The organism is Streptomyces actuosus, assembly GCF_016921115.1.
Taxonomy (GTDB): Bacteria; Actinomycetota; Actinomycetes; order Streptomycetales; family Streptomycetaceae; genus Streptomyces; species Streptomyces actuosus_A.
In genome coordinates this window covers 1-22,411 of the sequence record NZ_JAFFZS010000051.1, presented here as the reverse complement: position 1 = coordinate 22,411, position 22,411 = coordinate 1, and the positions used below count along the sequence as shown (strand labels likewise).

10 protein-coding genes and 1 pseudogene are annotated in these 22,411 nt (G+C 72.7%); 6 read left to right on the top strand and 5 right to left on the bottom strand.

Annotated features, from left to right (window positions below; translation table 11 throughout):
• The first annotated feature begins 224 nt into the window (after positions 1–224).
• Together JS756_RS33465 and JS756_RS33460 are read left to right on the top strand one after the other, a co-directional pair.
• The gene (locus JS756_RS33465; protein WP_205387034.1) at positions 225–1,964 is read left to right on the top strand and encodes an ABC transporter ATP-binding protein; all 1,740 of its coding nucleotides are present in this window, start codon (positions 225–227) and stop codon (positions 1,962–1,964) included.
• Positions 1,961–3,718, top strand: coding sequence for an ABC transporter ATP-binding protein (locus tag JS756_RS33460; protein WP_205387033.1), 1,758 nt, complete (start codon positions 1,961–1,963; stop codon positions 3,716–3,718). The genes JS756_RS33465 and JS756_RS33460 overlap by 4 nt, the downstream gene beginning before the upstream one ends.
• 479 nt (positions 3,719–4,197) lie before the next feature.
• Here JS756_RS33460 and JS756_RS37350 read toward each other — a convergent pair whose 3' ends face one another.
• Positions 4,198–4,854: a hypothetical protein gene (locus JS756_RS37350; RefSeq protein WP_240204755.1), complete on the bottom strand. Its 657-nt coding sequence runs from the start codon at positions 4,852–4,854 to the stop codon at positions 4,198–4,200.
• Positions 4,855–5,234: 380 nt separating this feature from the next.
• On the opposite strand from JS756_RS37350, the gene JS756_RS33450 reads away from it, so the two are divergent.
• The 3 genes from JS756_RS33450 to JS756_RS33440 all read left to right on the top strand — a co-directional run bounded on the left by JS756_RS33450 (position 5,235) and on the right by JS756_RS33440 (position 9,788).
• Positions 5,235–7,283, top strand: a complete 2,049-nt coding sequence (locus tag JS756_RS33450; RefSeq protein ID WP_205387032.1) for a M4 family metallopeptidase — start codon at positions 5,235–5,237, stop codon at positions 7,281–7,283.
• Positions 7,284–7,530: 247 nt separating this feature from the next.
• Positions 7,531–9,189: a M4 family metallopeptidase gene (locus JS756_RS33445; RefSeq protein ID WP_205387031.1), complete on the top strand. Its 1,659-nt coding sequence runs from the start codon at positions 7,531–7,533 to the stop codon at positions 9,187–9,189.
• Positions 9,190–9,275: 86 nt separating this feature from the next.
• The gene (locus tag JS756_RS33440) at positions 9,276–9,788 is read left to right on the top strand and encodes a DUF1990 domain-containing protein (RefSeq protein ID WP_205387030.1); all 513 of its coding nucleotides are present in this window, start codon (positions 9,276–9,278) and stop codon (positions 9,786–9,788) included.
• A 69-nt stretch (positions 9,789–9,857) separates the two neighbouring features.
• Here the strand turns inward: JS756_RS33440 and JS756_RS33435 are convergent, their stop codons facing one another.
• The 4 genes and pseudogenes from JS756_RS33435 to glgP all read right to left on the bottom strand — a co-directional run bounded on the left by JS756_RS33435 (position 9,858) and on the right by glgP (position 21,125).
• Entirely contained in the window at positions 9,858–10,232 is a 375-nt protein-coding gene (locus JS756_RS33435) for a hypothetical protein (protein ID WP_205387029.1), read from the bottom strand.
• 77 nt (positions 10,233–10,309) lie between these two features.
• Positions 10,310–17,716, bottom strand: a complete 7,407-nt coding sequence (locus tag JS756_RS33430) for a DNRLRE domain-containing protein (protein WP_205387028.1) — start codon at positions 17,714–17,716, stop codon at positions 10,310–10,312.
• Between the two features lie 89 nt (positions 17,717–17,805).
• Positions 17,806–18,228: pseudogene (locus JS756_RS38160) on the bottom strand (class I SAM-dependent methyltransferase); the annotation flags it as partial.
• A gap of 278 nt (positions 18,229–18,506) precedes the next feature.
• Positions 18,507–21,125: an alpha-glucan family phosphorylase gene (gene glgP, locus JS756_RS33420; protein WP_205387026.1), complete on the bottom strand. Its 2,619-nt coding sequence runs from the start codon at positions 21,123–21,125 to the stop codon at positions 18,507–18,509.
• 553 nt (positions 21,126–21,678) lie between these two features.
• Here glgP and JS756_RS33415 point away from each other — a divergent pair.
• The coding region (locus JS756_RS33415) for a maltotransferase domain-containing protein (RefSeq protein ID WP_205387025.1) at positions 21,679–22,411 on the top strand (733 nt) is incomplete at its 3' end.

Genomic DNA, 22,411 nt, shown 5'->3' with positions numbered 1-22,411 from the left:
GACCACATCCGCCCTGTCGCCCGGTGCCGCTCGGCGCGGGTCCCGCGTCGTTCCCCTCGGCGGCCCGGGCGCCGGGTGACGGGCGGGGTCCGCGGAGCAACGCCGCACCGCGGGCCGCACCGGCCGGGTCGCCGAACGGGCTGCGAGGGCCGAGTGGTTCGATCGTCAGGCGGTGCGCGCGAACGCGGACCGGAAGACCGCACGGAGGACGGAGACTGTCCCAGGTGATCGACGCGTACGAGGACCCCGGCGCGCCCGACCGCCGCAGCGGCCCGCGCTACCTGTGGTGGCTGGTGGCACGGCAGCCGGGGCGGGCGGCGGCCGGGGCGCTGCTGGGCAGCGCCTGGATGGTGCTGCTGTCGGCGACGCCCTGGCTGATGGCCCGGGCGGTGGACGACGGCCTGGAGCACGGCGACCTGGGGGCACTGGCTCGGTGGACGTCGCTGATGGTGGCCGTGGGAGCGGTGAACGCCTGGCTGAGCGTCATGCGGCACCGGACGATGACCCGGGTGCGGATGGACGCCAACTTCCGCACGGTGAAGGTCGTCGTCGGGCACACGGTACGGCTCGGGGCCGCGCTGCCGCGGCGTGTCGGCGCGGGGGAGGTCGTGACGATCGGAGTGGGGGACGTGCAGCAGATCGGCACGGCGCTCACCATCGTCGGTCCCGGCGTCGGCGCGATCGTCGCCTACGGCGTGGTCGCGGGCCTGCTGCTGTCGGTGTCCGGGCAGCTGGCCGCGGTGGTGCTGCTCGGAGTGCCGCTGGTGACGGCCGTCGTCGGGTCGCTGTTGGGGCGGCTCCAGAGCACGGAGGCGGAGTACCGGCAGCGGCAGGGGGTGCTGACCGCCCGGATCGGCGACCTCACCGGCGGGCTGCGGGTCCTCAACGGGCTCGGGGGCAAGGGGCTGTTCGCGCAGGCGTTCCGCCACGACTCGGAGCGGCTGCGCGAGCAGGGGTACCGGGTCGGGGCGGTGACCAGTTGGATGCAGGCGCTGGGGACGGGCCTGCCGACGCTGTTCCTGGCGGTGGTGACCTGGCTCGCGGCCCGATCGGCCGCCCAGGGAGCCATCACCGTGGGTGAGTTGGTGGCCGTGTACGGGTATGTGGCGGTCCTCGTGCGCCCGGTGGCGTTCCTCCTGGAGTGCGGTGACCTGCTCGGCCGGGGGGTGGTGGCCGCCCGTCGGGTCGTCGGTCTGCTACGGCTGTCGCCCGTGGCGGACACCGGCACCGCGCAGGCGCCCGCGGAGCCCTCCGCGCTGCACGACCCGGACTCCGGGGTGCGGGTGCCGCCCGGCGGACTGACCGCGCTGGTGGCCCGGCGTCCCGCGCACGCGGCGTCGGTGGTGGACCGGCTCGGCAGGTACGAGCCGTCGGCGGCGACCTGGGGCGGAGTACGCCTGGACGACATCCCCCTGGCGCAGGTACGGGCGCGCATCCTGGTCGCCGACCACGAGGCGGACCTGTTCGCCGGGCCTCTGCGGGAACTGGTCGGGGGACGTGGGGAGCACGGGGACGACGCGATCCGGCGGGCGGTGCGGGCCGCGGCGGCCGAGGACGTCGTGCACGGGCTGCCGGACGGGCTCGGCTCGGCCGTCGACGCACAGGGCCGCAACCTCTCCGGCGGGCAGCGGCAGCGGGTCCGGCTGGTGCGGGCACTGCTCGCCGACCCGGAGGTGCTGCTGGCCGTGGAGCCGACCTCGGCGCTGGACGCGCACACCGAGGCGGCGATCGCGGACCGGCTGCGGGAGGTGCGCGCCGGCCGTACGACGGTGGTGACCACGACCTCCCCGCTCGTGCTCGACCGGGCGGACACCGTCCACTACCTCGTCGACGGGAAGGTCGCCGCGAGCGGGACCCATGCCCGGCTGCTGGCCGAGGAGCCCGGCTACCGCGCGCTGGTGGCCAGGGACGTCGAGAAGACCGCCGGGAGCACCGGGACCACCGTCGAGGAGACCGTCGGATGAGCGGGGGTCGCCTTCCCGTCGCGGGTCGCCGCGCGGTGCGCCGGGCCTCCCTGCGCCTGGTGCGGGCCGACGGGCGCGCGTTTCTCGGGGTTCTGGCGCTGAACGCGGCAGCCGCCGGAGCCGGGCTGATCGGGCCGTGGCTGCTGGGCCGGATCATCGACCGGGTACGGGCCGGGGCCGGCGTCGACGCGGTGGACCGGGCCGCGCTCGCCCTCCTCGCCTGCGCGGTGGCGCAGCTGCTGCTGGCGCGCTGGGCACGGTACGCGGGGCACCGGTTCGGGGAGCGGACGCTGGCCCGGGTGCGCGAGGAGTTCGTCGACCGGGCGCTGGCATTGCCGGCGTCGGTGGTGGAGCGGGCGGGCACCGGCGATCTGACGGCGCGGGGTACGGCGGACGTGGCCGCGGTCGGCACCACGCTGCGCGACGCCGGTCCCGAGCTGATGATCAGTACCGTGCAGGCGCTGTTCCTCCTGGGGGCGGTCTTCACCGTCGACCCGCGGCTGGGCTTCCTCGGCACCTGCGGCCTGGTCCCGATCGCCGTGGTGCTGCGCTGGTATCTGCGCCGGGCCCGGGACGGCTACCTGGCTCAGGGGGCAGCCGACTCGGACGTCGCGGAGGTGCTCGCGGCGACCGCGGCCGGAGCGCGCACGGTGGAGGCGTTCGGACTGCAGCGGCGGCGGAACGCAGCCTGCGGTGAGGCGCTGGACGTGTCCCGGCGGCGGCGCCTGTACACACTGCGGCTGCGGACGGTGTTCTTCCCCGTGGTGGAGATGTCGCACCTCCTGCCCGTGGCCGGGGTGCTGCTGGCCGGCGGGGTGCTGCACGCGCACGGGACACTGAGTCCGGGTTCGGTGGTGGCGGCCGCGGTGTACCTGCAGCAGCTGGGCTCTCCGCTGGACGAGATCCTGATGCGGGTCGAGCAACTCCAGAGCAGCGGCGCGTCGTTCGCCCGTGTGGAGGGCCTGGCGCAGACTCCGCGGGCGGCGGGGGCCCGGGAGGTGGTCCCGGCGGGCGACCGCATCGACGTCACGGGGGTCCGGCACTCCTACGACCGCGGTGGTGAGGTGCTGCGCGGCGTCGACCTGAGCGTCCGCCCCGGGGAACGGCTGGCGGTGGTGGGGCCGTCGGGGGCGGGCAAGACGACACTGAGCCGGCTGATCGCGGGCGTCGACGCGCCGGGTGCGGGGGCCGTCACGGTCGGCGGGGTGCCGGTGGCCTCGCTCTCGCCGGAACGGCTGCGCCGTCAGGTCGTCCTGGTCACCCAGGAGCACCACGTCTTCCTCGGCTCCGTCCGCGACAACCTGCGCATCGCCGAACCGGCCGCCGGGGACGAGGCGTTGTGGGACGCGCTCACCGCGGTCGGGGCGGCCCCGTGGGTGTGCGAGCTGCCGGCCGGCCTCGACACCGTGCTGGGCGACGGGGGCTTCGGGACCGACGGCCCGCAGGCCCAGCAGCTCGCCCTGGCCCGCGTGGTGCTGGCCGACCCGCACACCGTGATCCTCGACGAGGCGACCGCCCTGCTCGATCCGGCCACCGCACGCCACGCGGAGCGGGCCCTGGCCGCCGTGCTCCGGGGACGCACCGTCATCGCGGTCGCGCACCGGCTGCACACCGCGCACGACGCGGACCGGGTGGCCGTGATGGAGGAGGGCCGGCTCACCGAACTGGGCACGCACGACGAACTGGTGGCGGCGGGCGGGGCGTACGCGGCGCTGTGGCGGACGTGGCACGGGGACGGGGCACCCGGCGACTAGTGCCGCATCAGGCAACGTTCGCCCCGTCGCGACGCCCGGCACGCACGCTCGCTGCACCGGACGAAAGCCCGAGTACATCCAGTACGAGGGCTTCCGGCCGGCACACCGGGAGCACGCACCGGACGCCGCTCCTCGACGGGCGAACATTGCCTGAAGCGGCACTGGAAGGCGCGACGGGCCGGGGCACCGACCGGGGCCGGGAGGACGGGGCCGTCGGACGGCTGTGGCTGCGGGGGCGCCGAGGAACCCGACGGAGCGACCCCGACGGGCCGGCCGGGGGCGGGTGGCCGGGCGGCTCCCCCGGGGCCAGGCGGAGGGCGTCCCCGCCGACTGCACCGCGGACCGGCGCCACAACTCCCGTCCCCCCGGGACCGGCTCAGCGGTATGCGCGCCGTCCGCGCGTGCGCGCCCCCGCCCGCCGGGAGCGCGGCGGCCGGTCCACCCGCGGGGGCCGCCGCGGGCGGCCGGGGGTGCGGCGGTCAGTGCCCGCCGCTGGGACGCTCGCAGCCCGGGTGGTCGGGGTAGCCGCCGAACGCGTCGACGTCGATGCCGCCGTCGTACATCCGGCCCTCGATACACACGCGCCCCGCGTCGACGAGGAAGGCGACCCCGGTGGGGCCGAGGGACTCGGTCCGGGTCCCGGGCGCGGTGTGCCCCAGGGCCGCGAGGGCGTCCGCGGTGCCGGCGGGGCTGAAGTCGCCGCGTTCGCGGAGCGGTTCCAGGGCCTGCCGGATGCGAGCGGCTTCGGCCAATCCGTCGCAGCGGGCCTGCCCGTGCAGCGGAAGGGGTTGCATGAAGCCGTGGTTCTCGGCGTAGTGGTCGGGGACGGGCACGGCCGGCCCCGAGGGGCCGGGGGTTCTGGTGGGGGTCGGCAGCCCCGGCGCGCTCACGGGGGCGGGCTCGGTGCTCTCGTGGGGGCACGGCACGTCGGAGGGCCGGGCCGGCGCCGAGCGGGCCGTCGCCGCCGGCCCGGGTCCGCGGCCGTCCGCCGCGGCGTCGCCGTCCGTGCGCTGCGTTCCGCAGCCCACCGCGAGGCATGCCAGGAGTGCCACCGGAACAAGCCCCGCTCGCAGCACGGTGCTCGTGGTGCGAGCGGGGTGGCTGGTGCCGCCGGTGCCCTCAGTCGCCATGTGCATACCCCGTCCCCCTTCGCCGTTCCGGGGCGCTTTCCACCGTTTCGCACCCCGGCATTCGGTGCGCCTGTTCGACATCCTCGGCATATCCAGCACACCCACCACAGCGCACACTCAGGCCACATGTCCGTATACCGGACGTGAACACCCGGACAACGAACGATTTCCGGCCAAGTTTCTGACGCGCTCCTGACAGAAGTCGTGATCACCTGCCACTCTTCCCACGGCCACGTCACAGCAACCCCACCGTTCCATCGCTGTGCCGTGAACCCGCACTGCCGCACGTGGTTCGGCGTACCACCCCGAGTTCTGCCCGGTCGGCGCATCCCCCCGTCCGGTCTCCCCTGGCCGCGCGACCCGCGGCCATGCAGAAGGAGTCAGTGTTGAGCAGCAGTTCCTCGCGCAGACGCACCTCCCACACCCCGCACCGTCGCGCGGCCGGTGTCGCCCTCGCGGGCGTTGCCGCGCTCCTCGCCGCGGCCGTCCAGGCGGGCGCCGCGAGCGCCGCCCCGGCCGACGCGCCCGCAGGCCGGGTGAACCCGGCCCACGCGGCCCTCAAGCTCTCCCCCTCCCAGCGCGCCGAGCTGATGCGCGACGCCTCGGCCGATGCCTCCGGCACGGCTGCCGCGATAGGCCTGGGCACGCAGGAGAAGCTGGTCGTCAGGGACGTCGTCAAGGACGCCGACGGCACCGTCCACACCCGCTACGAGCGCACCTACGCCGGCCTGCCCGTCCTCGGCGGCGACCTGATCGTCGACACCGCGAAGTCGGGCGCGACCCAGCGTGTGATCAGGGCGACGAACGCGTCCCTGAAGGTCCCCGACCTCACCCCGGACGTCAGCAAGGCCGCCGCCGAGCAGAAGGCCGTGGCCCGCGCCAAGGCCCTCGGCAGCTCCAAGTCGGCCGCCGACTCCTCGCGCAAGGTGATCTGGGCGGCGACCGGCAAGCCCGTCCTCGCCTACGAGACGGTCGTCGGCGGTCTCCAGGACGACGGCACCCCCAATGAGCTCCACGTCATCACCGACGCGGCCACCGGCCAGAAGCTCTACGAGTACCAGGGCATCGAGAACGCCACCGGCGTCGGCAACACCCAGTACAGCGGCCAGGTCTCCCTGACGACGACCCAGTCGGGTTCGACGTACACGCTGAACGACGGTGCGCGCGGCGGCCACAAGACGTACAACCTGAACCACGGCACGTCCGGCACCGGCTCGCTGTTCTCGCAGTCCAGCAACACCTGGGGCAACGGCAGCACGTCCAACGCCGCGACCGCGGGCGCCGACGCGCACTACGGCGCCGCGACCACCTGGGACTTCTACAAGAACACCTTCGGCCGCTCCGGCATCAGGAACGACGGGGTGGGCGCGTACTCCCGGGTCCACTACGGCAACGCGTACGTCAACGCGTTCTGGGACGACGGCTGCTTCTGCATGACCTACGGCGACGGCTCCGGCAACGCCGACCCGCTGACGTCGCTGGACGTGGCCGGCCACGAGATGAGCCACGGCGTCACCTCCAACACCGCCGGACTCAACTACTCCGGCGAGTCGGGCGGCCTGAACGAGGCCACCTCCGACATCTTCGGCACCGGCGTGGAGTTCTACGCCAACAACTCCTCCGACGTCGGTGACTACCTCATCGGCGAGAAGATCGACATCAACGGCGACGGCACCCCGCTGCGCTACATGGACAAGCCCAGCAAGGACGGTGGCTCCGCCGACTACTGGTACTCCGGTGTCGGCAACAAGGACGTCCACTACTCCTCGGGCGTCGCCAACCACTTCTTCTACCTCCTGTCGGAGGGCAGCGGCGCCAAGGTCATCAACGGCGTGAGCTACAACTCGCCGACCTCGGACGGGCTCCCGGTCACCGGCATCGGCCGGGACAAGGCCCTCCAGATCTGGTACAAGGCCCTGACCACGAAGTTCACCTCGACCACCAACTACGCGGGCGCCCGCACCGGCACCCTCGCGGCGGCCGGTGAACTGTACGGCACGAGCAGCGCCGAGTACGCGGCGGTGCAGGACGCGTGGGCGGCCGTGAACGTCGGCTCGCGCTCCGGCGGCGGCGGTGGCGGCGACGGCACGTCGTTCGAGAACGGCAGCAACGTGTCCATCCCGGACAACGGCCCGGCCGTCACGTCGTCGATCACGGTGTCCGGCGTGTCCGGCAACGCCCCGTCCGACCTCCAGGTCTCGGTCGACATCGTGCACACGTGGCGCGGTGACCTGGTGATCGACCTGGTGGCCCCGGACGGCACGGCGTACCGCCTGAAGAACTCCAGCTACTGGGACTCGGCGGACGACGTCCACGAGACCTACACCGTCAACGCCTCCAGCGAGACGGCGAACGGCACCTGGAAGCTGAAGGTCCAGGACGTGGCGTCGTACGACACGGGCTACATCGACGACTGGAAGCTGACCTTCCCGTAGGCCGACCGTCCCGCACGCAGCGCGGACTCGTGAACAGGGTGCCGCCCCGGTGGTTCGACTCCCCGGGGCGGCGCCCGTTTTCCGCGTTCCGGAGGCGTTCACCGGGCAGTCGCTTTCCGGTCAACACCACCGGGAGACCTGACATGCACACGACTTCAATGCCACGCTTCTCTCACCCGCCGCACAACTTCACCCCCACACCGGTCGGCTGCCCCACACCCGACCGCCCCCCACAGAAGGAGTTCGTGTGTCCCCCCTCTCCCTGCGTCACCGGCGCAGCACAACGGCCGTCGCCACCGCGGTCGCGGCCGGAGCCGTGCTCGCCACCGGTCTGACCGGAGGTTCCGCCGCCGCGCAGACCCCGGCGGAGGCCGCCGCGACCGTGTCTGCCGCCGCCCCCGTCCAGCTCTCGGCCGACGCCCGGACCTCCCTGGTCCGGCAGCAGCAGGCCGACGCCGGCGCGACGGCCCGCGAGATAGGCCTCGGCACCCAGGAGACGCTGGTCGTCAGGGACGTCGTCAAGGACACCGACGGCACCGTCCACACCCGCTACGAGCGCACCTACGCCGGTCTGCCCGTCCTCGGCGGCGACCTCGTCGTCCACCAGGCGCCCTCCGGCGCGGCCGAGGGGGTGACCAAGGCGGTCGGGGCAACCATTCGCGTGGCCTCTCTGACTCCGCGTATCACGGTGGCGACGGCGCAGAAGCAGGCGCTGGCCTCGGCCCGGGCTGCCGGCTCGGGGCAGACAGCCGCCGGCTCGGCCCCCCGCAAGGTGATCTGGGCGGCGACCGGCAAGCCCGTCCTCGCCTACGAGACGGTCGTCGGCGGTCTCCAGGACGACGGCACCCCCAACGAGCTCCACGTCATCACCGACGCGGCCACCGGCCAGAAAATCTACGAGTACCAGGGCATCGAGACCGGCACCGGCAGAAGCCTGTACTCCGGCACCGTCGGCCTGAGCACGCGCAAGGCGAGCAAGGCCTACCAGCTGTACGACACCACACGCGGCGGCCACAAGACGTACAACCTCGCGCACCGCACCTCCGGCACCGGCCGCCTGTTCACCGACGCGGACGACACCTGGGGCACCGGCACCGCCTCCAGTTCCTCCTCCGACCAGACCGCTGCCGTCGACGCCGCCTACGGCGCTCAGGTGACCTGGGACTTCTACAAGAACACCTTCGGCCGCTCCGGCATCAAGAACAACGGCAAGGCCGCCTACTCCCGCGTCCACTACGGCAACAACTACGTCAACGCCTTCTGGGACGACGGCTGCTTCTGCATGACCTACGGCGACGGCTCCGGCAACACCCACCCGCTGACGTCGCTGGACGTGGCCGGCCACGAGATGAGCCACGGCGTCACCTCCAACACCGCCGGACTCAACTACTCCGGCGAGTCGGGCGGCCTGAACGAGGCCACCTCCGACATCTTCGGCACCGGCGTGGAGTTCTACGCCGACAACTCCTCCGACGTCGGTGACTACCTCATCGGCGAGAAGATCGACATCAACGGCGACGGCACCCCGCTGCGCTACATGGACAAGCCCAGCAAGGACGGCGGCTCCGCCGACTACTGGTACTCCGGTGTCGGCAACAAGGACGTCCACTACTCCTCGGGCGTCGCCAACCACTTCTTCTACCTCCTGTCGGAGGGCAGCGGCGCCAAGACCATCAACGGCGTGCGCTACAACTCCCCCACGTACGACGGCGCTGCCGTCACCGGCATCGGCCGGGACAAGGCCCTCCAGATCTGGTACAAGGCCCTGACCACGTACATGACGTCGACGACGAACTACAAGGGCGCCCGTACGGCGACCCTGCGCGCGGCGTCGGCGCTGTACGGCTCCGGCAGCCGGGAGTACTCGGCGGTCGCGGCAGCCTGGTCTGGGGTCAACGTGACCTGAAAAGCCCTTCGTTCGGCGTGAGAGCGGTCCCCGAATCAGCCCCCGGAGCCACGGCGGCCCCGGTGGCCGCTCTACCCTTGGGCCCCATGTCCTTCACGTACGAGGCCGTCGGCGCGACCCGCGAGGACATCGCCGCCTGCCCGCCCGGCTTCCGCCCGCTGTACGTCCGCACCCGCCTCGGCGAGGGCGTGGCGCTGTTCCGCCGGGCCGCGGAGGCGGTCCTCACCTGGGAGATGCACCGGGCGCTGGGCGTCGGTGTCGATGCGAGCGCGCCCCGGGCGTCCGAGGGCGTCGATGTCACCGTCACCCTGGCCGGCGTGATCAAGGCGCCGTGCCGCGTCGTCTGGGCGGTGGAGGAGACCCGCCGGGCGGGCTGGGCCTACGGCACGCTGCCCGGCCACCCCGAGTGCGGCGAGGAGGTGTTCGTCGTGGACCGGACCGGGGACGGCACGGTCTGGCTCACCATCGCCGCGTTCAGCCGCCCGGCGAAGTGGTACGCGAAGGCCGGCGGCCCGGCGACACGCGGGCTGCAGCAGGCCTACGCCCGCCGGTGCGGGACGGTGCTGCGCCGGATGTGCAGCGACGCGTCCGAGGTGTGACCGGCTGCCGGGGCCGCGGGTCGCGGCCCCGGTGCCGCCGGTCGTGCGGGCCCTCGGGGGCCGGTCGCTTCAGTCGCCGGTGAAGCGGATCGTGTGGCCGCCGTCGGGTGCCTGGGCGCAGCGCTGCGCCCAGGACTTCAGCGTGTCGAGCACCGAGGCCTCGGACGGGGTGAGCGCGGCGTCGTCGATCCGGCCGAGCTCCGCGAGCAGCAGCTCGCACCAGTAGGCGTCGAGGACGTGGTCGGCGTAGGGGTCGAGGCGGGCGAGGACGGGCAGGCGGTCGGGTCCCTCGCGGTCGACGACGCGGGTGATCTCCCCGTCCTCGATCAGGGTGTCGAGCACCTCCACCGCGGCCTTCCGCCGCGCCTTGTGGGTGCCCTTCCTCGCCGTGCTGTCCGTCGCCGGAGCCGGTGTGTTCCTGGCGAGTTGGATGGTGAAGCCCATGAGTCGGCCGTTCCGGTGGGGGAAGAGTGCGGAAGGCCGGGAGGGGCGGCAGCCCCTCCCGGCCGTCGGACGAGGGATCAGTAGACGGGGAAGGCTGTGATCACCTTGCCGCGCCGGACCACGACCCTCAGCCGGTGGGCAGGGTATCCGTGGTGGTCCCGGCCGATCACGTGACCGAAGCCGTGCTCGTAGACGTGGGAGCCTCTCGAGCCCGTGCGGTGGCCGTGCTTGACCGTGTGCCGGATCATCCGGTGGATCTTCGCCTTGTTCCGCGTATGGAACTTGCTCTTGTGAGCGTACTTGGGCTTGCTCGTGTTGACGTGGCGATCCCAGATGTGGTGCCAGCGGCCCTTGGAGATCGAGCAGCTGCTGTTGTGGACGACCAGGTCGCCGCCCTCGGACGCGACCACATACGTGTGGACGTCACCGACGTTGAGGTTGACGACCAGGGTGTCGTCGGCCTCGCCGCGGTCGACGGTCCGGGTGACCGGCCTCGTCGTGCCGTCGGACGACAGGAGGCGGTCGCCGGGAGCGACGTCCGCCGCCTTCACCCAGCCCTTGCCGACGACCCACAGCGGGTGGTCCGCCGTGGCCCGGAGCGGGCCGGTCGCCGGGTCGTGGTCGGTCTCGATCTCGACCAGGTGCTTGAGGCCGTAGCCCTCGAAGACATCCAGGACCGGCTCGGCGTAGGTCTCGCCGGTGCCGGGGTCGACGGCGGCCACCCGGTCGCCGATCTCGACGGCGCCGATCGGCAGGTAGCCGCCGTCGGCCATCAGCACCTGTGTGTCCGGTGTGAAGGAGTTGCACCTGGAGCGCCGGAACACTGTCCTGGCGCGGGAGAACGCGCGCCTGACCCGGCTCGCCTTGCGGATCGCACGGGCCGCCTTGAAGCCCTTGACCGCGAGGCGGCCGGCCGAGCCGAAGGCGACACCCACGCCCATCTCGGCGGCCTTGCGCCAGTTGCCGGTGGCCGCGTACGAGATGGCGCCCACGGCGGAGGCGACGTTGCCGATCGGCCCCGGGATGTAGGAGGCGATCTCCGCCACCTTGGCGACCTTGCGGAACACCTTCTTGAAACTGAAGCCCCAGTGCCCGTCGAGGTCGACGCAGTTGACCGGGTCGCCGGAGCAGTAGTCGTAGGTGTTGGCGTTGCCGCCGGGGTCGGGGTCGGTCTGCAGGAACCGGCCCAGGGCCGGGCTGTACAGACGCGCACCCATGAGGATGACGCCGTCCAGCGCCTCGCCGGAGCGCTGCTTGGCGCCGAGCCAGCCGTAGCGCTGCGGCGCCTGCCCGCCGGTGGGCACCCCGAACTCGTCGTAGAGCAGCACCTTCGGCGTCGTCGTCGCCGTGTCGAGGACGACGGAGACGTCACCGTGGAGGTCGGCGAACTGCAGCTCCACGTCGCTGGTGGCGGACGTGGTGGCCACCAGGTCGCCGTCGGGACCCGACACGTTCCGGGTCAGGGTGCCCTGGGTGGTGTCCTCGATGATCCAGCGCGGCTCGTCGGAGTCGTCCCCGTAGTGGTTGAGCTTGCTGGTGGCGTTGGCCCAGGAGCCGTCGGCCTGCTTCTTCTCGGTGGTGAACGCCTCGAAGCGCAGGGCGGGGTCGACGGTCCAGTTCTGCCGGGTGTCACCCGCGGTCTGCGTGGCCACGAGGTCGTTGGCCCAGTACGTGTCGGCCGAGCCGGTGCCGGTGGCCGTGGTGCGGCCGAAGGCGTCGTAGGTGTAGCCGGCGGTCAGCAGCCGGTCGGCGCTGTCGTAGGAGCTTGCCGTGGTGGTGCCGCCGGTCGTGGCGCAGGAGCCGTCCTCGGCGGCCGGGACGACCGTCTTCGAGGTGCGGTTCATGCGGCCGGCGATGCTGCGGCCGGACTCGTCGAAGCCGTAGGAGCGGGTGACGCAGCCCTCGGCGGTGGTGGACTGGACGGCCTTGGTCAGGCGGCCCAGCCGGTCGTAGGTGTACTCCTTGCTGTCGGTGGAGGAGGTGTCGGAGGCGATCGCGCCCTGGGTGGTCAGCTCGATGTGCTGGCCGTAGACGATCTCGCCGTCCGAGGCGCGGGTGTAGGTGCGGCCGGTGGCCGCGCCCGTGGCGTCGAAGGTGTCCTTGCGGACGTAGCCGCCCGGGTAGGCCTGTTCGACCAGTTGGCCGTCGGGCCCGTACTTGGCGGTGAACGTGCCGGCCACGCTGTCGGTCACCGAGGTGACGAAACCACGGGGCTCCTGCGCCCGGTCGTAGGTGTACGTCGTCCAGCCGGTGCTGTCGCTGACCTTGACCGGCTTGCTGTACTTGTCGAATTCGGTGGTGGTGGTGCCGCCGTCGGCGTCCGTGTAGGACAGCAGGCGGTCGAGGGCGTCGAAGACACGGGTGATGGTCTTGTTGCCCGCGACCGTCCTGACGGCGTTGCCGGTGACCGGGTCGAACTCGGTGGTCACCTTCGGCAGGGCCTGGCCCACGTCGGAGGTGATCTCCGTGGACAGGATCCGGTCGGCCGCGTCGTAGGTGGTGACGGTCTTGCGGGTCCTGCCCGCGTTGGTCTCGGTGACCTCCTCGATGTCGCCGAAGCGGGAGTAGCGGGTGATCCGCTTGACGGGCAGGGTGTCGGGCATGCGGGCGGTGTCCGCACCGGTGACCTTGCCGCCCGGCAGCGTCACGCACGGGTTGCCCGCCCACTCGGGCCGGTTGCCGCAGGCCGCGTCGTCCGGGTTGGCGCCGGCGGTGTAGAAGACGGTCCTCACCGTGCCGGTGTCCGCGCCGTCGGACCCGGGCCGGCGGGACTCGATCGCGCGCCCCGACGCGTCGTACCTGATCGTCGAGGTGAGGTTCGCGCCGCCGGCGACGGCGTCGGTGGTCACCGACGTCTCGGCGCGCAGCGTCCAGCCGGAGGTGCCGCCGAGGGGGGTGTCGTAGCCGGTCCTCGTGACACGCACCTCGACATCGTCGGTGTAGCCCTCGATCCGGGCGCCGTCGCGCGTGGTGGTCTCCAGGTGGTAGGCCGCGCCGTCGGGCTTGCCCTCGTCGTAGACGTGGACCGTGTGCGAGCGGACGACCGCCGAGTCACCGGACTTCAGGGCCGGCATCGGCGGGTCCGTCTGTGCCGGGACGTCCTCGTCGAGCCGGGCCCGGTGGACGGGGCCGAACTCCTCCAGCAGGTCCATGCCGTCGCGGCTGTAGACGCTGCGGCTGTCGAGCAGGGCGGCGCGGGCCGCCGAGTCGTCCGGCAGTTCCAGCTCGGCCGCCTTCTCGTCCGAGCCGTCGAGCTTGCCGAGGGCCAGCAGGCGGCCGGTGGCGTCCAGGGTGCGGACGGTGTTGCCGAACCGGTCGTACTCGGTGGTGTCGACGTCACCGACACCGGTGGGCGACCAGGTGGCGGAGTTCACCTCCTGCGCCGAGGCGTTGAGGTAGTGGAGACCGGCCTGCCGGTATCCGTCCGCGCCCGGCACGCCGGCCGTGGCGGTGTGGGTGCCCGGGTCGGACTCCACGTCGAAGATCGCGGTGGCGTCCGTCGGCGCGTCCGCCTGGCCCCACGTGGCCACGTCCGCGCCGGCCATGTCGTACGGGCCGCCGGTCGCGCGGGTGAGCGGCACCTCGTAGACCACCTGGGAGGCGGTCTCGCCCTCGACGACGTCCTTGCTGCCCGGCTGGAGCGCCGGACGGCGGACCTTCAGCAGCCGGCCGGGGTCCTGGTCGGCGCCCGCGGGGCCGTAGTCGAAGTACCACGGCAGTTCGCCGGTGGTGTCGATCGACGTCAGGCGGCCCGCGCCGTCGTAGGTGTACGCGGTCCTGAAGACCGTCGTGTCGCCGGTGGAGCCCTTGCGGGGGTCCCACGCCTCCACCAGACGGCCCGTCAGGTCGTACCGGTAGGTGGCCACGTCGACCGCGGTCTCCGCACCGGCAGCCGGGTCCCACGACCAGACGCGCACTGCCTTCACCCGGTCGACGACGTCGCCGGGCGTGCCGAGGGTGGCCGTGGTGGCGGTGGCGTAGACGTACTCCAGCACCTCACAGCCGCGGGCCGGCGTGGCGCCGGTGCACTGCGCGGTGTCGTCGATGCCCGGCTCGACCTCGCTGATGACCCGCTTGACCAGGACGCGGCTGTCGGTGGTGTCGTAGACGTACCGGCTGGTGGAGGCCGCGTCCGTGCCGGAGACGGAGGCGACCACGTAGACGTCCGAGCCGGACTGCCGGCTGAACGTGGTGATCGTGCCGTCGTCGTCGGTCAGCAGGTAGCTGCCGCCGGACTGCTGCAGGAGCAGGCCCTCGGCGCCGGGCTCGGGACTGAAGGAACCGTCCGAGCTCTTGGCGAAGGTGACGGTGGTGTCGTCGTAGGCGGTGAGGACCGCGACGTCCTTGCCCGGGAAGGTCAGCGAGAAGTACTCGTTGTCGGTGATGCCGCCCGAGACGCCGCCCGCCCACTCCGGGCCGAACGGCGCGACCAGTTCGCGCACGGAGAGGTGGTCGAACCAGACCGCCTTGCCGGAGTTGGCGCCGAAGCCGTTGTACAGCCGCAGGAACGCCGAGGTGGCGTCCGCCGGGACGGTGAAGTCCAGCGTCAGCTCGGCCCAGGCGTCGGTGTAGGGCACCTTGCGGGAGGTCGTCTCCACGTACCCGGCCGGGGTCTTGAAGCCGGCGTACAGGCGCAGGCCGCGTTCGTGCTGCGGCGACAGGCCGGTGGCCGACGGGACGTAGGCCCAGGCGGTGAAGCGGTACGTCCTGCCCGGCTGCATGCCGAGCCGCATGGCGTACTGGTCGCCGCCGACCATGGCGAAGGAGTCGCCGCTGGTGTTGGTGGTGGGCACGACCTTCAGCGAGTCGGTCGAGCCGTCCTGGCCGAGGGTGGTGTCCCGGCTGACGGTCGCGGTGGTCGCGGAGAAGCCGGTGGTGTCGGTGGAGACGTCCCGCTCGTTGGCGGTCAGCCGCTCGCCCTGCGGCATCCAGCCGCGGTCGGTGCCGCGGGAGGAGGCGGTGCGGGTGGAGGACAGGCCGAACTCGTCCGCGTCGGTGACGTCGACGGAGTAGTCGCCGGTGAGCAGGTTCACCGATCCGGGGCCGATCTCGTCGGAGGCGGCGCCGTCGGCGTCGGGATCGACGGTGAAGCCGCGCCACTCGCTGATGTAGGCGGCGTCGGCGTCGCTGTCCGTGTAGAGCAGCGCCCGCACCTGGACGACGCCGCCGATCTGGCCGAGGGTCTCCAGGACCGACCAGTTGGCGTGCGCGCCCATGTCCGACAGCGCGGTCTTCTGCGCGGTGAAGGGGGTGTTGTCCGCCTTGGTGAGGTTCGCCAGCGGCACGTCGTACACCGAGGCGCCCGGTCCGCGCCGCCACTGGAAGGTTGCGCGCGTGTACTTGGGCTGGGCGTCCAGTTCCAGCTTCACCCGGCGGGCGCTGACCGCGCCCTCGGCGGGCTGCACCATGGCGCCCTGGCCGACGAGGAAGTCGTAGGACACCGCCGTGGAGACGTTGCCCGCCTTGTCCTTGGCCTGTACGCGCAGGGTGCGGTGGCCGTCGGCGGGCGGCGTGAGGGTCACGGTCGACGAGCCGGTCGTGGTGACCGTCGTGGCCGCGGCCCCGTCCAGCGAGTACACGTAGCCGGCCAGGTCGCCGGTGCCCGAGGCGGGGGTGAGGGTGAACGTGCCCGGGGTGCCGGCGCCGCCGTGCCACAGGCCGTCCTGCGGGTAGTCCGTGGACGACACGTACGGTGCGCCCGGCTTGGTGGTGTCGACGGTGAACGTCTGCCACGCCGACCAGGTGCCGTTCCAGTCGGTGCCGTCGTAGACCGCGGCCCGCCACTTGTAGGAGCCCTCGGCCAGCGCGGTGCCCGGGGTCCAGGTGGCCGCCGAGCCGGATGCCACGTACACCGACTTGCCGGACTGGAGCGCGGCGGTGCCGTCCGACTTCCAGATCTCGAACGTCAGCCGGACGGTGTTGCCGTCGGCGTCCGTCGCCTTCGCCGACAAGGTGGGCGTGGTGTCGTTGGTCGCCGCGCCGGTGAGTGGGGACAGCGGCACGGCCGCACCCGGCTTGGTGTTGTACTGCACCGTCAGCGACGGCTCGGAAGACGGGTCGTGGGAGCCGCTGACGTAGTTCGCCGACCGGTAGCGGCGCCAGGTCAGCGGATCGCTCTCGCTGACCGCCGCCATACGCAGACCGTAGTTGGCCTGCCCGGCCGCCCACGCCTGCGCGATACCGTCGACGTCCCAGGTGCTGTAGCCCGCCGGGCAGGAGGAGTTGTAGCCCTTGGCGTCCTTCACGACGACCGCGCCGCTGGACGTCGTCGACGGCTGCGCCGACCAGGTGATCGCCGACGGGTCCCAGTCCGTCGTGATCCGCCGCACCTCCACGCCCGCACCCGAGGTGCTGCACGTGGAGGAGTAGTAGGAGTACAGGCGCAGCTTGGCGTCGAGGATGTGCTTGCCGGTGTACTTGGAGACGTTGAACTTCAGGAACGACCGGGCCTTGTGGCTCCCGTCGTACGTGCCCGCCTTCAGCTCGGTGGAACCGCGCTGGGAGGTGAGGTAGTTGTCGTACTGCACCCAGGTGTCGGTGACCGGGCCCATCAGCGAGTCCGTCGGGTCGATCGTCACCGGGTACTTCACGTGCGGGTCGGCGAGGAAGGCGGCGCTCGGCCTGAGCACCAGTTCCTGGCCCTTGCCGTCGTGGGCGTCGACGATGTCGACGTCGACCGCCGCCAGGTGCTGCGGTTCCCCGGAGACCTTGTCGTGCGTGGCGTCCCACATCACCGGGGCGGGAGCGCCCGCCGCGGTGTTGCCCTTGGTGTCCTGCCAGGCGAGCCGCTTGTCGGAGGTCTCCTTCAGCCGGAGCCCGGTGGCGTCCACCGGGAGCCGGTACTCCACCGGTCCGTCCGGACGCTCACGCAGCACCACGTTGTGCGTGAAGCCCTCCCGAAGGGCCGTGACCACCAGGTCGCCGCCCTCGACGGCGCCCCGGTAGGTGGCCGTCGAGCCGTTGAGGACGGGCTTGGGCAGCGCGCCCTTCCAGCCGACGCCCAGGGAGTGCCTGCCGCGCTCGACCTCGACGAGGGTCTCGTTGCTGCCGCCGTCGGACAACGTCACATCGGCCGCCGCCTGCTTCGGCGCGACCACGCCGCCGCCCTCGACCAGGGTGGTGTCGACCGGCCGCCAGGTGCCGTGCTCGTCCCGCACCCGGATGGGTCCGGTGTAGGTGTCCACCGTGGTGGTGCCGTCCGGGTCGGCCCAGGTCGTCGTGGAGTCCGTGCGCTCCCCGGTGACCTCGATCCGGCGGTTCTGCAGCCGCGCCATCAGCAGCGCCGACGCCGCGTCCTCGGCCTCGGCCGGGCCCAGCGGCTTCTTCGGCTGCTCTGCCGCGGCCCGAGGCGGCGCGGCGACGGCGGCGCCCGCCTCGACCAGCCCGGCGGACAGCGTCAGCGCCGCCAGCAGGGCTATGCGTCTCAGCCGCGTGCGGGACGGCAACGGGTGCCTGCCCCACGGCCGAGATGTCTTCTCGTTCACGCTCTTGATTCCCCTTTTGACAAGCCATGGTCAACGAATATGACCAACAGGAAGCTACGGAGACACAACAAGAGACAAATGCAGAAAGATCATGAACTGATCGCCGGACGGCACGGTTTTTGTGATCCAACCGTGTCTTTCCTGTGGGCCCCCTGTGCTTCCGGTCGCCGCGGGGGCGCGCCTCGGGAACCGCGCGGAGGGGCACGGGCGCGCGTCCCGGTGACCGGGACCGGACCGACCCGGCACGTGGGCGACCCGGCCCGGAAGCCCTCCCGCGCCGACGATCTCGGCCGGTCGCCCGCGAGGTGGGCGCCGACCGCGACCCGGCGGCGGACGGGCTCGTGCGCGTCCGCCGGCGACGTGGCCTTCAGGCGCGGGGGTCCAGGCCGGTCCACCTCGTAGACGCTGGTGGCGGGAAAGGGCAGCCTGCGCGCGCGGGGGGCCATGCCTGACGCACGCAGGACGAATCGCCGCGGCCCGCGCTCGGCACCGGCGATCACGGTGAGCAGATCGTCGCACCGTCGCCCGCCGACTCGATCGGATCGGAGCGGCTCTGGGCATCCGGCTCGCCGAACCCGGCGGACCGATCCGGGCCAGGCTCGCCCTCACCGCACGGCAACCGCTGAACGACCGAGCGAGGGCCCGCATCACCGCGGGGACAAGAACACAGCCGGCCGCGTCGGCGGGTACCGCTCATCGCCGTTCCGGCACCCCCCGAGGGCCGGTACCGCGCCACGGCCGGCGCCCGCAACGGACGCCGGCCGTGGTCGAACCACCCGAGGGGTCCTGCCTAACGCAGCAGCACCCCGGCTCCCTCGACGACGTCCTCCGCCGGCACGGACACCAGGCCCAGCTCGGCCCCGGACGCGAGGAGGTGATGGTCGGGGAGGATGCGGACCGTGTAACCGTAGGGGCCCGTGCGGTCCAGGGACAGCGGGCCCTCGTAGGACCAGCGGCCCTCCAGGTCGGGCCCCCCGACCGGCTTCAGCGGCACGGCCGTCGCATCGGTGATGCGGTCCTCGGCGTCCACACGGCCGGATACGGCCTGCACCTCGACGTCGTCGGGGGCCAGCTCGCCCAGGCCCACGCGCACCCGCAGCGTCAGGGTGCCGCCGAGTTCGGCGGTGGCCGTGGTCGCCGACGTCTCCACATGGTCGACGGTCACCGCGGGCCAGGCACCGCGCACCCGTGCCTTCCAGGCCGCCAGCTCGCGGGCCGCCGCAGGGGTCAGTTCCCGGTGGGCGTGGGCCGCGGGCGCGTACAGGCGGCCGACGTACTCGCGGACCATGCGCCCGGCCAGCACCTTGGGCCCCAGGTGGGTGAGGGTCTGGCGGACCATCTCGATCCACCGCTCGGGCAGCCCGTCGGCGCCGCGCTCGTAGAAGCTCGGGGCGATCCGCTTCTCCAGCAGGTCGTACAGTGCTGCCGCCTCCAGGTCGTCGCGGCGGTCGGCATCCGTGGCGTCGCCGTCGGCCGTGGGGATCGCCCAGCCGAAGTCCGGGCGGAACCACTCGTCCCACCAGCCGTCGAGGACCGACAGGTTCAGGCAGCCGTTGAGCGCCGCCTTCATGCCGGAGGTGCCGCACGCCTCCAGCGGCCGCAGCGGATTGTTCAGCCAGATGTCGCAGCCCGGGTAGAGCTTCTGCGCCATCGCCATGCCGTAGTCGGGCAGGAAGACGATGCGGTGGCGCACCCGCGGGTCGTCGGCGAACCGGACCAGCTCCTGCACCAGGCGCTTGCCGCCGTCGTCCGCCGGGTGGGCCTTGCCCGCGACCACGATCTGGATCGGGTGCTCCGGGTGCAGGAGCAGCTCCATCAGCCGGTCGCGGTCGCGCAGCATCAGCGTCAGCCGCTTGTACGACGGGACCCGGCGGGCGAAGCCGATGGTGAGCACGTCCGGGTCGAGGACCTGGTCGGTCCAGCCGAGCTCGGCCGCGCCGGCGCCGCGCTGCCGCCATGAGGTGCGCAGCCGCTCGCGCACCTCGGTGACCAGCTGCTCGCGCAGGCCGCGGCGCAGCTCCCAGATGTCCTGGTCGGCGATGTCGGCGACCGCGTCCCAGCGGTCGGAGGCGCCGACGGTCAGCGCGTCCTCGGTGCGCTGGGCGCCGATCTGGCGGGCGCCGAGCCGGAAGACCTCCGGGGCGACCCAGGTCGGGGCGTGGACGCCGTTGGTCACCGAGGTGATCGGCACCTCCTCCGGGTCGAAGCCGGGCCACAGGCCGGCGAACATCTCGCGGCTGACCTGGCCGTGCAGCAGGGACACACCGTTGGCCCGCTGGGCCAGCCTGAGGCCCATCACGGCCATGTTGAACAGGTTCGGCTCACCGCCCGGGTACGTCTCCATGCCGAGCCGCAGGACGTGGTCGGCGTCGAGGCGCGGCAGTTCGGCACCGGGACCGAAGTGGCGGGCGACCAGTTCGCGGTCGAAGCGGTCGATGCCGGCCGGGACGGGGGTGTGCGTGGTGAAGACGGTGCCCGCCCGGACCGCCTCCAGCGCCGCGGAGAAGTCCAGCCCGCCGTCGCACAGCTCGGCGATGCGCTCCAGGCCCAGGAATCCGGCGTGGCCCTCGTTGGTGTGGAAGACCTCCGGCTCGGGGTGGCCCGTGAGCCGGCAGTAGGTGCGTACCGCCCGGACACCTCCTATGCCGAGCAGCATCTCCTGGAGCAGGCGGTGCTCGCTGCCGCCGCCGTACAGCCGGTCGGTCACGCCGCGCTCGCCGAGGTCGTTCTCCTCGACGTCGGAGTCGAGCAGCAGCAGCGGCACCCGTCCGACCTGGGCCAGCCAGATCCGCGCCCGCAACTGCCGGTCGCCGGGCAGTGCCAGGGTGACCTGGGCGGGGGCACCGTCGTCCTCCTCGAGGAGGACGACGGGCAGCTCGTTGGGATCGAGGACGGGGTAGTGCTCCTGCTGCCAGCCGTCCCGGGACAGGGACTGCCGGAAGTAGCCGTGCCGGTAGAGCAGGCCCACGCCGATCAGGGGCGCACCGAGGTCGCTGGCCGCCTTCAGATGGTCGCCGGCGAGGATGCCGAGGCCGCCGGAGTACTGGGGCAGAGCCGCCGTGATGCCGAACTCCGGCGAGAAGTAGGCGATCGCGGCGGGCAGGTCCCCGGACTGGGCCTGATACCAGCGGGGGCCGCCGACGTAGTCCTCCAGGTCGCCGGCGATGCCGGTGAGGCGGCGCAGGAAGCGGTGGTCCTCGGCCAGTTCCGCGAGCCGGGCGGGGGGCACGCTGCCGAGGAGCTTTATGGGGTCGCCCCCCGAGGCGGCCCAGCACTCGGGATCGACGGACGCGAACAGGTCACGGGTCTCGGCATGCCAGGACCAGCGCAGATTGCGGGCCAGGTCGCTCAGGGGCCGGAGGGGCTCGGGGAGGACGGGACGGACGGTGAAACGACGGATCGCCTTCACATTCCACCTCTTCGGTGCGGCGGCGGACAGCCTTGGTGCGTCGTCTTCTACGACGGTACCGGCGTCGGTGTCCACTGCGCCGGGGGCTCGGCGAGCAGGCCCCTCTTTCGACCGGAACGGTCCCGCACTCTCCCGTTTCCGTCCGGAAAACACCGCAAGTTTCCCGTACCCGTCAGGGCCGGACCCACACGGTTTCGGCCTGCGGGAACGTCGGCGGTCACCCGAAGGACGCACCGGAACCGACCGCCGGGGCGCGCGCCGGGCGCTCCGCGCGCGGGAAGGTGTCCGGCGAAGAGCCCGGCTCGCCGAACGAACTCCTCCGGGAGCGGCCGTTCCGACGGCCGACCGACGGCACCGGCACCGTTCCGGTGGAACGGGGCCGGTCTTGTGTGTAGACATACGCGTGAGTAGTTAACAAAGTGCCGGATTGCCCACCGGAATAGGGTGGGAAGGCTCCTCCGGTAGCCCGGGGGTACCCCTCCGGGCACACACAGCAGGACCCACCTCCCCATAGACATCCGCCCACATACGTCTGACGCGGACAGGAGCGGTCATGCCCGCCACGCACCACTCGTCAGCACCCCCGACACGCACGCCCGACGCAGCTGCCGTACCCCCGTCCGCGGCCCGCGCGCCCGCGCCGGAGCCACCCTCCACGCCGGGCACCACGGCCGTCGGGCGCGTACCCGTCCTCGATGTCCGCCCGGTGGTGCAGCACGGCCGCCGCCCCGCGAAGGCGGTGACGGGCGAGACGTTCGAGATCTCCGCCACGGTGTTCCGCGAGGGGCACGACGCCGTGTCCGCCAACGTGGTCCTGCGCGATCCCGAGGGCCGTGCGGGTCCTTGGACACCTATGCGGGAGCTCGCGCCCGGCACCGACCGCTGGGGCGCAGCGGTCACCGCGGGGGCTCCCGGCCGGTGGACGTACCTGGTCGAGGCGTGGGCCGATCCGATCACGACCTGGCGGCACCACGCCGAGATCAAGATCCCGGCGGGGATGGACACGGACCTGGTCCTGGAGGAGGGCGCCCGGCTGTACGAGCGGGCCGCGGCGGGAGTGCCCCGCGACGGCGGGCGGCGCGAGGTCGTGCTGGGTGCCGTGGCGGCGCTGCGGGACGAGACGCGGCCGGCCGCCGCCCGGCTGGCGGGGGCGCTCACTCCGGAGGTGGGTGCGGTGCTGGAGCGGCATCCGTTGCGGGAGCTGGTGACGGCGTCGGCGCCGTTGGGGTTGCTGGTGGAGCGGGAGCGGGCGCTGTACGGCGCGTGGTACGAGTTCTTCCCGCGGT